At 45.6% G+C, this 12,403-nt stretch carries 16 protein-coding genes and 2 pseudogenes; 15 read left to right on the top strand and 3 right to left on the bottom strand.

All coding sequences use genetic code 11. The annotated features are described in order from the left end of the window. Positions 1-9 precede the first annotated feature (9 nt). Positions 10-2,019, bottom strand: a complete 2,010-nt coding sequence (yeeF, locus tag M0696_RS03915; protein WP_248602522.1) for an LXG family T7SS effector deoxyribonuclease toxin YeeF — start codon at positions 2,017-2,019, stop codon at positions 10-12. A 189-nt stretch (positions 2,020-2,208) separates the two neighbouring features. On the opposite strand from yeeF, the pseudogene M0696_RS03920 reads away from it, so the two are divergent. Together M0696_RS03920 and M0696_RS03925 are read left to right on the top strand one after the other, a co-directional pair. Beyond that, a pseudogene (locus M0696_RS03920) lies at positions 2,209-2,400 on the top strand (hypothetical protein); the annotation flags it as partial. A 345-nt stretch (positions 2,401-2,745) separates the two neighbouring features. Further along, on the top strand, positions 2,746-3,072 hold the full coding sequence (locus tag M0696_RS03925) for a four-helix bundle copper-binding protein (protein ID WP_166853990.1): 327 nt from the start codon (positions 2,746-2,748) through the stop codon (positions 3,070-3,072). Between the two features lie 56 nt (positions 3,073-3,128). Here the strand turns inward: M0696_RS03925 and M0696_RS03930 are convergent, their stop codons facing one another. After that, positions 3,129-3,833: a YetF domain-containing protein gene (locus tag M0696_RS03930; protein WP_222143746.1), complete on the bottom strand. Its 705-nt coding sequence runs from the start codon at positions 3,831-3,833 to the stop codon at positions 3,129-3,131. Between the two features lie 141 nt (positions 3,834-3,974). Here M0696_RS03930 and M0696_RS03935 point away from each other — a divergent pair, with 141 nt between their 5' ends. From M0696_RS03935 to M0696_RS03970, 8 genes and pseudogenes are all read left to right on the top strand, one after another. Continuing rightward, positions 3,975-4,484 carry a spore coat protein gene (locus tag M0696_RS03935; protein ID WP_222143747.1) on the top strand — a complete coding sequence of 170 codons (510 nt, stop codon included), beginning with the start codon at positions 3,975-3,977 and terminating at the stop codon, positions 4,482-4,484. Positions 4,485-4,896: 412 nt separating this feature from the next. Then, positions 4,897-6,039: a response regulator aspartate phosphatase RapH gene (gene rapH / locus M0696_RS03940; RefSeq protein WP_248602523.1), complete on the top strand. Its 1,143-nt coding sequence runs from the start codon at positions 4,897-4,899 to the stop codon at positions 6,037-6,039. Then, the gene (gene phrH, locus M0696_RS03945) at positions 6,029-6,208 is read left to right on the top strand and encodes a phosphatase RapH inhibitor PhrH (RefSeq protein ID WP_248602524.1); all 180 of its coding nucleotides are present in this window, start codon (positions 6,029-6,031) and stop codon (positions 6,206-6,208) included. Before rapH ends, phrH begins: the two co-directional genes overlap by 11 nt. Positions 6,209-6,366: 158 nt before the next feature. Beyond that, positions 6,367-7,086 carry a YebC/PmpR family DNA-binding transcriptional regulator gene (locus tag M0696_RS03950; protein WP_166854715.1) on the top strand — a complete coding sequence of 240 codons (720 nt, stop codon included), beginning with the start codon at positions 6,367-6,369 and terminating at the stop codon, positions 7,084-7,086. 125 nt (positions 7,087-7,211) lie between these two features. After that, positions 7,212-7,643: a spore coat protein gene (locus M0696_RS03955; RefSeq protein WP_248602754.1), complete on the top strand. Its 432-nt coding sequence runs from the start codon at positions 7,212-7,214 to the stop codon at positions 7,641-7,643. Between the two features lie 108 nt (positions 7,644-7,751). After that, positions 7,752-8,336 carry a TetR/AcrR family transcriptional regulator gene (locus M0696_RS03960; RefSeq protein ID WP_222143749.1) on the top strand — a complete coding sequence of 195 codons (585 nt, stop codon included), beginning with the start codon at positions 7,752-7,754 and terminating at the stop codon, positions 8,334-8,336. Between the two features lie 80 nt (positions 8,337-8,416). After that, on the top strand, positions 8,417-8,860 hold the full coding sequence (locus M0696_RS03965) for a nuclear transport factor 2 family protein (RefSeq protein WP_166853986.1): 444 nt from the start codon (positions 8,417-8,419) through the stop codon (positions 8,858-8,860). Further along, positions 8,857-9,722: pseudogene (locus M0696_RS03970) on the top strand (NmrA family NAD(P)-binding protein). The gene M0696_RS03965 and the pseudogene M0696_RS03970 overlap by 4 nt, the downstream one beginning before the upstream one ends. 44 nt (positions 9,723-9,766) lie before the next feature. On the opposite strand, the gene M0696_RS03975 reads toward M0696_RS03970, so the two are convergent. Further along, positions 9,767-10,096: an amidohydrolase family protein gene (locus M0696_RS03975; RefSeq protein WP_248602525.1), complete on the bottom strand. Its 330-nt coding sequence runs from the start codon at positions 10,094-10,096 to the stop codon at positions 9,767-9,769. A gap of 200 nt (positions 10,097-10,296) precedes the next feature. On the opposite strand from M0696_RS03975, the gene cotJA reads away from it, so the two are divergent. The 5 genes from cotJA to M0696_RS04000 all read left to right on the top strand — a co-directional run bounded on the left by cotJA (position 10,297) and on the right by M0696_RS04000 (position 12,374). Next, on the top strand, positions 10,297-10,545 hold the full coding sequence (gene cotJA, locus M0696_RS03980; protein ID WP_003219489.1) for a spore coat-associated protein CotJA: 249 nt from the start codon (positions 10,297-10,299) through the stop codon (positions 10,543-10,545). Further along, positions 10,529-10,792, top strand: coding sequence for a spore coat protein CotJB (cotJB, locus tag M0696_RS03985; RefSeq protein WP_222143750.1), 264 nt, complete (start codon positions 10,529-10,531; stop codon positions 10,790-10,792). Before cotJA ends, cotJB begins: the two co-directional genes overlap by 17 nt. A gap of 14 nt (positions 10,793-10,806) precedes the next feature. Then, complete coding sequence (cotJC, locus tag M0696_RS03990) at positions 10,807-11,376, top strand: spore coat protein CotJC (RefSeq protein ID WP_003219494.1); 570 nt, start codon at positions 10,807-10,809, stop codon at positions 11,374-11,376. A gap of 122 nt (positions 11,377-11,498) precedes the next feature. Further along, positions 11,499-12,041, top strand: a complete 543-nt coding sequence (locus tag M0696_RS03995; RefSeq protein WP_166853983.1) for a GNAT family N-acetyltransferase — start codon at positions 11,499-11,501, stop codon at positions 12,039-12,041. Between the two features lie 51 nt (positions 12,042-12,092). Beyond that, positions 12,093-12,374, top strand: a complete 282-nt coding sequence (locus tag M0696_RS04000) for a YesK-like family protein (RefSeq protein ID WP_166853982.1) — start codon at positions 12,093-12,095, stop codon at positions 12,372-12,374. The last annotated feature ends 29 nt before the right edge of the window (positions 12,375-12,403 follow it).

Raw genomic sequence — 12,403 nt, forward strand, 5'->3', positions numbered from 1 at the left:
TCCATTCTTTTAACCCCCAGGCTGATTTTTAATAGAGACGCTTATTTCTTTTCTGCTCCCAATTTTGTAGGTTACATCGAAATATGATGGTCTAAGTGAATCTCCAGAATAGACTGGCTCTATTTGAACTGCTACTTTTTTAGGTGGTTTTTTGCTTAGAGCTTTTGCCCACTCCTGCTCCATCTCATACCATTTCCCGCCGCTCCTATTAATCTGAGAATTCATCGGCACGATATTGTCGAACTGGCCTGAGCCTTTGAATTGGGTGGCGATTAAATGGCCGCCATCATCGTCGGGCTTTCGGTCTTGGGGCTTTCCAGCATTCGACTGTGCATACTGGTTTCGTTTTGCTTCTCCCAGCTGCAAGTCTGCTTTGACACTTGTAATTCTACCATAGTTGTCAGTCGTGTACGTGTAGCCTTCTTTTGTTTTGTAGACAACATTCGGCTTCAGCACTTTCTTTCTGCTCCATTTTGCATAATGCTCGCCGTATTTGACGCTTACCGGCGGTACAACTGGCGCTGGTGTTCGTCTACCGCTTGAAGAAGTTCCGTACGGTTTCGGCATGATGACCTTGGCGAATTTCTGCAGTCCCTCTTTAAGTGTGACCCCATTGACTGCGTTGTAAGGAACGCCTGCTGGCACTAAGTCATGACGGGGATGATACGGGAGAATATCCGCAAGTGTGAGATCTCCGATTTGATTTAACTTGGTTTTGACGCGTTTTTTTGAAACTTCAATGCCTGTGTTTACCTTTTGTTTGATCTGATCAACGGTTTGTTTTGAGACCGTTATGGCTTTTTGTGTTGTGGCTGATTTGCTTGCTGCTGTTTTGACTTTGGTCGTCACTTTGGCAGCTGTGCCTGTTTTAGAAACGGCGCCAACACCTTTTGTGCCGACAACTGATGTGACAACAGTGCCCACTGCATATGACACCCATCTTGCTCTTGAGTAGGTGTCACCATTCACCATGTCTTTTTGGTATGATTCTTCGATTGCCGCTGAAATGGCTTCATACGTTTTGATCGGGTGAGCCACCGCTCCTGTAATGGCTTCAACGGTTCCGCCCGGATCTGTGACCATATCCCACAGGCCTGTGACCGCGTCTTTTCCGGAATCATAAAGGCCGACGGCGACCCCTTTGAAGCCTGCTTCAAACTCACGCGTGTTTTCAATTTGGGTGAAGTATATCTGTTGTTCTGCTGTCAGATTTTCATAGCCGATCGTTTTTGCCATTTCGTAGAATTCATCGGCATCTGCATAATCGTAGTTTTTCAGTCTTTCTTTCAGTTTTTCAATCTCCCGTTCCTTCGCTTCCTCTTTCTTAATCTTCAAGTAAGCCTCAGTCCGCTTTTCAATGTCGCCTTTTTTCTTATGTATGTCACTCTCACGATACGCCTTGACATTGTAGTGGATAGGTGTGGCGTTTTTGCCTTTGCCTGTTGCTTCTTGGAGCTTTTGGAAGTCGGACTTAATGAATTGTTCGTTTGGTTCTGACAGGGCGTATTCTGTCAATAGGTCTTCGTCCAAGGCGTCCAATTTTTCCAGTGTTTTTTTGCGTTTGTCGTTGGCATCGGCCAGCTCGTCTTTGAAGGTTTCTGTTGAAAACAGGTCGAGCGGGAGGATGTCGTCGATATCGTTCAGGATGTCTTTCATCGCTTTTTTCTGTTCGGACATGATGGATTTTGATTTTTTATTGGCATTTGCCAGTTCGTGTTCCAGGAAGGATTCTTCGATGTATGCGTCAGAGAGGCCTTTGTCCTCGGCGGCTCCGGCGATGCTGTTAAAAAATGCGATTTTCATGTCGATGTAGTCGATCCATTGGTCGGTGACGCCGACGTGGTCGTGATAGAAGGCTTTGATGTTGCTGGCGCCTTTTCCTGAGAATTCGCTGTCACTGAGATCAGCGACGCTTTTTAATGCTTTTCTCAAATTTACCATTTGCGTTCTTAGTTCTTTGTACTCTTTTGCACGGTCTGTCGCTTCCGAAAGCAGTGTTTTCGCTTCAAATACTTTCATGACCATTTCCCTTCTTTTGTTCGCTCAATATCAAAATTTTACCACGGGGCGGGATGGGGGTGGGTGTGAGAACGTGTTTTGGTGGAAAAATGAGTCATTTGGCATGCGTCTTTGTTCATGAAGGGATTGGTGGAAACATGGTCGAAATGTTATTGTTCACTAAACATTTTTTGGAAGAGGAGCATGGTGATGAAGAAAAAACGCATTACATTCGGTTTATTAGGGTTAATGATATGCATCATCCTATTTGTTCTATATATACAATTACATGATAAAAACAATATTCCTGTCAGAGCTCCCGCCATTCACCCCGAAGAAGACCGCATCTTTTTTATTTACTCCAATCCTTTCATAAAAGAAAGCACGCTGCTTTCAACCTCATTATCAAATGATAGATAACCGCTATAATTATCAAATGTGGGATGCATTGCTGAATGAGGTTTACGGCGTGCTGCCAGTTGTTTCAGACATGGAGGCCTTGTGAATGGAGCAATGCTAATAGACAAAGGATAGAGATGCGGCGGCAAATCAGCATGACGAAGAAGACGGCTCATTAGAATGTGTCATTGAGCTAGTGAATACGTATATGAAATAAAACGAGGGACCTTGTGCCGCAACATATCAGTGTTGCGGACATAGGTCTTTTTTGTTGATAAAGGAGTCATGTTTTACAAGCAGGGGATATGGATATGGTATAAATGAGATGATTATTGAGGAGGTTTACGAATGGCGTATGAACAATATCAATCGTTAGTTGAGACGTTGCATGACTGCATGGTGGCTTGCAACCATTGCTATGACGCCTGTTTAAAAGAAGAAAATGAAAATATGATGGCGGATTGCATTCGGCTGGACCGGGAATGTGCTGATATTTGTGCGTATGTTGCGCAGTCGATTGTAAGAGGCACGCCGTTTGTTTCAGAGCTGACACAGGTTTGCGCGGCGATTTGTGAGGCTTGCGGAAATGAATGCAAAAAGCATGACAAAGAGCATTGTCAGGATTGTGCGGAAGCTTGTTTTTCATGTGCCGAGGCTTGTAAACAGGCAGCTTAACAATGAGCGTATTTCATGGGCTTGAAACAGTTAGAGAAGACTGTTTCAAGCCTTTTTTATTCAGGTGAAGAATCCTCTTTTTTATCAATATACAGAGTGCCGTCTGTTTGAACTTCTGCATAAAAGACTTCTGCAGGATGCTGGATACCTGTTTCTTTTAGCCGATCCATCAACCATTGTTTGCTCAGATTCATTTTTTTCAGGTTGTCTTCTCTCACTTTCCCATCAGTTATGACTGAAGCAGGATGAGATACGTTCGGATTTGCATTTTCCCCTTGAACGTTCATATCCTTTTTCGTCACGTTTTGTTTTGCTTCCTTTTTCAGTACGGATAGACTGCCGTCCGTTTCAAAAATGGCATAATCGACATCGGCCAAGGAAAATATATTTTTTTTGCGTAGTAAGGTTTGTAAAGCATCGAGATCAAGACGGACGCTTCTCAATTGCTTATCCATTATTTTACCTTTTCTAATCAAGATGACCGGTTGCCCTTCAACCGCATACCGAATAGCAGGGAACTTAATATCCAAAAATCCGACGATGATTGTAAAAGCGCTCCAGGCAAACAGGGCGATTAACCCATTTCTGATACTAAGGGTTGAGTCAATGGCAAGCGAGGCCCCAATGGTTCCAATGGAAATTGCTGAAACAAAGTTAAAAAAGGTTAGCTGGGCAATTTCTTTTCTGCCCATCAGTCTTGTTAACACCAACAAGGTAATAAAAGCGATGATGAGTCTAATGATCAGCTGTGTGATTAGCATCGACAATACTCCTTTATATAGATTCTTTGGCATATGCTCCCCATGTCTTTCGTTTATTATTTTCATCATGCCAATAAAAAATAATGCACCATTACTTCTATCGTTCATAGCCTATACAGACGATAAAGGGGGGACTTTACTATGAAACTTCCTGCGGCTGACTTGGGGATTATGGCTGAGCATTTGAGCACCCATGAAGGTGTGATTTCTAAGCTGAAAGCATACGAATCTGCTGTCCGTCATAACGATTTGAGGTATTTGCTGCACCTGCATGCGAGTCTTTTAAGATCTCATGTCACTGCGATGCTGGCACTGATTGACCCAGCTCAAACGAGTGAGGTACATTTACCTGAAATGCCGCTTGTCCATTTTTACCAGCTTTCAAGAGCTCTATCGGCTGCTGAAAAAGATATAGCTTTGGAGGCTAGGTCGACCGCAAAACTCATGGGAAGCGATAACTTCAATTCAGCATTAATGATGAAACATCCTAACGTGAGGAATATTCATCTTCAAATGTCTTTCCAAGATGCTGCGCTGCAAATGCTGTACACCCTTCTTATCAGAAGAGGAAATGGTGAATTTGTTCCGATGGCCAGTGAACAAATGCAGAGACTGACGTTGCAGAACTATCAGCATGTCGGGAATGAGTGAACCAAGGTTAAAGCTTTTCCTAACGATCAAATGGAAAGGCTTTTTGAGTAAAGGATACATAAAAAGGGAACACCAGGTGATGAGTCATTTTTCAGGAGGTCCTTTTGCTTGGACATGCTTTAGAAAGAAATACAGGTTGGCAGCACAGGTTTTTTTATCGGACTGCAGGTGCCGGAAGAATAACCATTTTGCTATTACTTGGAATCCCGACAAACTGCAGCCCCTACGAATCAAATGAATGGATAACACGTAATGCCTGACAGCAGATTTTGGTACGATGCCTTTGTCAGGCATTTATTGTTTGAAGAAAAACAAATTGACAGGATGAAAAAACAATTTCTTCCTCCTATATTGTTTTCAAAATTTGGGATTGATAGAATATGACATATCTCACAGAGAAGGAGGGAAGCCGTTGAGTCAAGCCATACCGTCTTCGCGTGTTGGTGTTAAGATTAATGAATGGTACAAGATGATTCGCCAGTTCAGTGTCCCGGATGCTGAGGTCCTGAAAGCGGAGGTGGAGCAGGACATACAGCAGATGGAAGAGGATCAGGATTTGCTGATCTATTATTCTCTGATGTGTTTTCGGCACCAGCTGATGCTGGATTATTTGGAGCCGGGACAACCTTACGGGAATCGCCCTACAGTGACAGAGCTTCTTGAAACGATTGAAACTCCTCAGAAAAAACTCACAGGCCTTTTGAAATACTACTCTTTGTTCTTCCGCGGCATGTATGAATTTGATCAGAAAGAATATGTGGAAGCGATCGGGTATTATCGCGAGGCGGAGAAAGAACTGCCGATTGTGTCAGATGAAATTGAGAAAGCGGAATTCCATTTTAAAGTGGCAGAGGCGTATTATCACATGAAGCAAACCCATGTGTCGATGCATCATATTCTTCAAGCCTTAGACATTTATCAAAACAATCCCCTATACAGCATTAGAACGATACAAAGCTTGTTTGTGATCGCCGGGAACTATGATGATTTCAAACATTATGATAGAGCGCTCCCGCATTTAAAAGCGGCGCTGGGATTGGCAATGGACATTCGAAACGACCGGTTTATCGCCATATCTCTGTTGAACATCGCGAATAGTTATGACAGATCAGGAGACTATCCTATGGCTATAGAACATTTCCAAAAAGCAGCGAAAGTAAGCAGGGAAACGGTCCCTGACCTGCTTCCGAAAGTCTTGTTTGGCTTAAGCTGGACATTATGTAGCGCAGGCCAAACAGAGAAGGCGTTTCTGTTCATAGAAGAAGGATTAGAACTTATCACAACATATCCAAATGCGGGTTCTCACAAATTTTATAAAGAATTGTATTTGTTCTTGCAGGCCGTCTACAAAGAGAGTGTTGATGAAGCTAAAGTCCTTGAGATGTTAGCCTATTTTGAAAAAAAGAACCTGTACGCTTACATTGAAGCATGTGCCCGCAGCGCTGCCGCTGTTTTTGAAAGCCGCTGTCATTTTGAACACGCTGCTGCGTTTTATCGTAAAGTGCTGAAAGCCCAAGAAGATATTCAAAAAGGAGAGTGTTTATATGCTTACTAAGAAAAAAGTGATGATGTGCCTTGCTGTTACTCTAGTTTTCGGAAGTATTTCGTTTCCTTTCTTGACAAACTCCGGCGGTTTTAAGGAATCAACGGATCGAAACACGACGTATATCGATCATTCCTCTCACAATAGTATGATAGATCAGAAGAAGAAAGCCCTTAGCTAGGGCTTTTTTTGTTTTACGGATAAAGTTCGTACTTTTACACCGCGGCATTCCTTCTATTTCTAACGCAAGACACTCGAAACAACCAAACCATTTGAGGTATAATGGATAAAGTGAATAACAATATACAGATTGATATATATGAAAGAGAGTGGAGCATCATGGGCCGTAAGTGGAACAATATTAAAGAGAAGAAGGCGTCTAAGGACGCGAATACGAGTCGGATTTATGCGAAGTTTGGCCGTGAGATTTATGTGGCGGCGAAACAGGGCGAGCCTGATCCGGAATCCAATCAGGCGCTGAAGGTTGTGCTTGAGCGCGCGAAGACGTACAGTGTGCCGAAAAACATCATTGAACGTGCGATCGAGAAGGCGAAGGGCGGAGCGGAAGAGAATTTCGATGAGCTTCGTTATGAGGGCTTCGGTCCGAACGGATCAATGATCATTGTTGATGCGCTGACGAATAATGTAAACCGTACGGCGCCGGAAGTGCGTGCGGCGTTCGGGAAAAATGGCGGAAACATGGGTGTGAGCGGATCTGTTGCTTACATGTTTGATGCCACGGCTGTTATTGGTGTAGATGGCAAAACAGCTGACGATGCGCTAGAAATCCTGATGGATGCGGATGTCGATGTTCGTGACATTTTAGAAGAGGATGACAGTGTGATTGTATATGCCGAGCCGGATCAATTCCATGCGGTGCAGGAAGCATTTAAAAACGCGGGCGTTGAGGAATTCACGGTTGCCGAGCTGACAATGCTTGCGCAAAGTGAAGTGACGCTTCCGGATGATGCGAAGGAACAGTTTGAAAAGTTGATTGATGCGTTAGAGGATTTGGAAGATGTTCAGCAGGTGTATCATAACGTTGATTTAGGTGAATAAGAAAAATGAGCAGACTGTCATGGTCTGCTTTTTCTTTTTAGCTGATTTAGGCGGCCGCCCATACGATCTGTAAGATCTTCTCATACTCTGGACTGTAACCTATGAGAAGGAGAGAGTGGATGAATATGACTGATACAAGACATATGTATGGCGGATCCGGCTTTGGTCAATATCCGGACTGTGGTATGGGCCATCAGGGATACGGCATGCAGGGTGCAGGCTTTCCGGGCTATGGCATGCATGGTGTAGGCTATCCGGGATACGGCATGTATGGAGGAGTCGGCGGCTATCCGGGCTATGGCGCACACGGGGGATTCGGCGGCTACGGGGGCTCTCCGGGAACTGTAAGCTATCCAAGCTACAGCATGCACCATGAGAACGATGGGCATCACCATTATTATCATCATGATGGAAAAGATAATCATCATCACCATCATGACGGTCATTACGGCCATTATCACCATCATCATGATGGAAAAGATAATCATCACCATGACGGTCATTATAGCCATCATCACCACCATATGGGCCACTGGGGACAAGGCGGCCATAAATAAAGGCTGTTTAAAAGGGAACACTCTTGCTGACCAAGGGTGTTTTTTATATTTATTCTTGACTGTTCAGTCTGAAAAATGGTAATCTTTGTTTCAAGAGGTGATGAGCTTTTGGGGAGGAATAAAGAATTTGATACGGCACTTGTTCTTCACAGAGCGATAGAAGTTTTTGGAGAGTATGGTTATGAAGGAACGTCTCTTCAGGAGCTGCTCTCTCATTTAGGCATTGCGCGCCAAAGTTTGTATGATACGTATGGTACGAAGCGTGATTTGTTTCTGTCAGCTGTGAAAACGTATCTTGAGGAGAAAAACGCTGCCGTGATCGAAAGGCTTGAGGCGCCTGGATCTGTAAAGGAAGCCATACGTGATATTTTTCAGGAGGGTGTCAATGTCCTTAAAGATCCAGAACGGGCGAAGGCGTGTTATATCATTAACAGCGCGATTGAACAGATCCCGCATGATCCTGAGCTTGCCGGGTATTTTGAGGGACAATCCAAGCAGCTTGAGGACGCTTTTTATCAGGCGCTTTTAAGAGCGAAGGATCAAGGAGAGCTGACTGGCAAAGACACTGATATATCAGCGCTTGCCCGATACTTGAATCAGAGCAGACTGTCTCTGACGTTTGTTGCTAAAGTGACGGCTGATATGGATCAGCTTCAGGACCATGTTGACGTGAGTTTATCGGTGCTTGATTAACATGTGGTAAAGGATTCTTTGCCCATGTATGCACTTTTTGGACTGAATGGTCTGGAATATAAAACATGAGGTGATGATAAATGTTAATGACTGAATTTGAAAAGGCATGTGACACATTGAGAAAATTTATGGCGTATATGCTTGAAAAAGACATGGAGAGCTGGACGGAGCTTTGGGATGAGAATGCGGTATTTGAGTTTCCGTATGCGCCGGAGGGGTCACCAAAAAGAATAGAAGGAAGAGCGGCCATTTACGATTATATTAAAGATTATCCTAAGCAGATTCATCTTTCTTCGTTTACGGCTCCGACAGTGTACCGCTCAGCAGATACGAATACGATCATTGCAGAGTTTCAATGTGACGGCCATGTGATCGAGACTGGGCTGCCGTATCGCCAAAGCTATATCAGTGTCATCGAAACGAGGGATGGCCGCATTGTGCGTTATAGGGATTACTGGAATCCGCTTGTCGTAAAAGAGGCATTTGGAGGATCATTTTTGCAAACAGAGGAGAGTGGAAGATGATGAAAAAGCAGCCGATTTTAATTACGGGCGGAACCGGCACAACTGGGAGCCGAATTGCCCAACGTTTAATAGGGCTCGGGTACAGGGTGCGGATTGCAAGCCGGAAAAAGGGCAAGCTTGCTGCTGAATATGTGTATTTTGATTGGAAGGACGCCTCCAGTTTTACTCCTGCTCTGGAACAGGTGAAACAGATCTATCTTGTTGCCCCGGTTGGTGTGTTTGACCCTGCTCACTATGTACTCCCGTTTCTAAAGGAAGCAAAACGGCTCGGTGCTGAACGTGTGGTGATGCTCAGTGCGTCTGTTGTCCCTGAGGATGGCCCTGTGTTTGGTGCGCTTCATCGGGCAGTGCGCGAATTCCCTGAATGGACGGTGTTGCGTCCTTCATACTTTATGCAAAATTTCATCAATGTCCAGCATCGAATGTCAATTCAAACAAAGGGGCACATCATCACGGCTACTGGCGGGGGGAAGCTGGGGTTTATTGACGCTGATGACATCGCAGAAACGGCTGTGCGTGCTTTGATAGATGATGTTCCTCATCAAACACATCATATTCTGACAGGGCCTGAGGCGCTGGGCTATACCGAAGCAGCGGAGATCATCGGAGCTGCGGCGGGACGCCGGGTGGAGCACGTCAGTATTTCTCTTTCCGAGCTGCAGAATAGGATGGAGGCAGCAGGTTTGCCGGGGGATTATGCCCGTTTTATGGCGGAGCTGGATGACGCGATCCGCCATGGTGCGGAACATCGGGTAACGGATACAGTGAAGCGTGTGACGGGAAAAGAACCCCGTTCACTGACTGAGTTTGCCGCTGCTCATGCTGTATACTGGAAACGCTGACCTCATTTTGGACTGATTGATCTAGAAAGACCTTCGGCTTTGCCGAAGGTCTTCTTTTTACCGATTAAATTAAAAAAAGCTGAGCCGCGTTTTCAGCGCCGATTTTGTATCGGTCCGTTTCGCTGATTGGGCATTGGTCAAACCAGGAAGAGATTTCTTCCATCGTTTCATACGGATAGTCGACCGAGAAGAGGATGCGGTCTGAGCCGACCTCTAACAATGTATCAATTAAGGCCTGTGTTCTGAACACACCGCTTGTTGTGAGAAAAAAGTTTTTGCGGAGGTATTCGGTCGCCGCTTTCTTATGGTTGCCATGGGTTTCAGGACGCTGATGGCGCAGTCTGTGTTCAACCCGCGGCAGTGTAAACGGCAGGCCCTCGCCTATCGGGGTCATTTGTTCCTGGCTGGATAGGGGCATGAAGTACAGCCCGTTGTTTATGGCGAATCAGTTAACGCGTTTAACGCTGCTAGGTCCGCTCCGTATCGCGAGGATCGAAGGACAGATCAAGCTTCCTTATTAACGCTTTCAGTCATAATGATACCTCCTGCCTCATACCTATTAAGGTCATTGTTTTTGAGAAAGGAGGAGCCGGAATGAAGGATATGCAGCCGTTTACGCCTGTCAAATCATACACGCCCTTTCACAGCCGTTTTGATCCCTGTCCGCCCATAGGGAAGAAATATTACAGAACGCCGCCTAATCTCTATATGACCTTTCAGCCTGAGCATATGGAGCAGTTTTCGCCGATGGAGGCTTTAAGGAAAGGCACCCTTTGGAAGGATCTCTATGATTTTTATGAAAACCCTTATCGAGGGGGAGACGCACATGGCAAAAAAGGTTGATGCCGAATATTACCGTCAGCTTGAGCAAATACAGGCTGCTGATTTTGTGCTTGTTGAGCTGAGTCTTTATTTGGACACACATCCTCATGATGAAGATGCGCTGAAGCAATTCAATCAATATTCCGGCTATTCAAGGCACTTAAAAAGACAGTTCGAATCCTCTTACGGACCGCTTCTGCAGTTCGGCAACAGCCCCGCGGGCAAGGATTGGGATTGGGGAAAAGGGCCATGGCCGTGGCAAGTATAAGGAGGAATGCCTGAATGTGGGTGTATGAAAAGAAGCTGCAATACCCTGTCAAGGTCAGTACGTGCAATCCGACGCTGGCGAAATATTTGATTGAGCAGTATGGCGGAGCGGACGGCGAGCTGGCCGCGGCTCTCCGGTATTTGAACCAGCGATATACGATACCTGATAAGGTCATCGGCCTTTTAACAGATATCGGCACGGAGGAATTTGCCCATTTGGAAATGATTGCGACCATGGTTTATAAGCTGACGAAAGACGCTACGCCGGAGCAGCTGCGTGAAGCCGGGCTTGGAGATCACTACGCCAATCACGATGGCGCGCTTTTTTACCACAATGCGGCGGGCGTGCCGTTTACAGCGAGCTATATCCAGGCGAAGGGCGACCCGATTGCCGATTTATACGAAGACATTGCGGCAGAAGAAAAAGCGCGGGCGACGTATCAATGGCTGATCGATATATCCGATGATCCTGATTTGAACGATTCCCTGCGTTTTTTGCGTGAGCGTGAAATTGTACACTCCATGCGCTTCAGAGAAGCGGTTGAAATTTTAAAAGAAGAGCGGGATAAAAAGAAGATTTTCTAATGGGCAGATTGGCCTCTCTTTCGTGCACCCCTTTTACATACAGAGAAAATGTCTGTTTTTGCCGTTAGGTCTGCATTATAATCAAGGTGTGTGCAAGCTTACTTTTTGATTGGGAGGCCTTTATGTCATCTTTTAAGATTAAGAGTGAAACGATTGCAGATGGGTTTTACGCGTGTCCGGCTGTGTATGAGGATGCAGAATCGATTACTGGGTTGCTCGTTCGAACTGCTGAATGGCTCCGGGATCGGGGCTCTAACCAATGGAGCGGACTGTTGGAAGGACAAGATACACATGATATCACAGGTTCCATTGAAAATGGACATGTGTTTGTGTTTAAAAAAGATGAAGAGCTTGCGGCTGTCGTGATGCTGCTGCCGGAACCGAGCGAGTGGGACAAGACGCTTTGGGGAGACGATGGCCATGAGGAGTCCATTTATTTGCACCGTCTGGCAGTCAGCCGCCGGTTTGCAGGACAGGGGCTTGGCGCGCGTGTCCTGCATTGGGCAGAGACGGGTGTTGACTATCCGGGGAAAACACGGATCCGGCTTGACTGTGTCGCTGATAACGATGCCTTGCACTCCTTTTATCGGCGTATGGGATATCAATTCATGGGTGCTGATGCATCTGGTTATCATTTGTTTGAGAAAGAGATTTCGGCAGAATAAGCGTCCTTTGCAGGAGGCTTTTTTGTCTTGTGCAAAAAGGAGGGAAGAGCTGTGGTCATTTTTTATGTGATAGGGTTTGTGACAGCTTGTATATCCGCTAGCGCATCCGTTTTTGTACGAATGAAGCTTCCAAAAAGAAGGTGGCCGGAATGGATGTTGGCCGGGCTGGTTGTCCTCGGTGTACTTACGATCTGGTACAGCATCTTTTTTGTCGGCGGATGGGATGGCATGGCGCTCGGACTGCTTGGATTTCATGTCATTTGCGGGGCCATTGCCGGATATCTGATCGAGTTGGTCATCCGGGTGCTAAAGGGGCGTTACAGAAAAAGGTAAGGCCGACTGCTGTCTCAAGTAATGTCGAA

It is taken from the genome of Bacillus rugosus (assembly GCF_023238245.1).
Classification (GTDB): Bacteria; Bacillota; Bacilli; order Bacillales; family Bacillaceae; genus Bacillus; species Bacillus rugosus.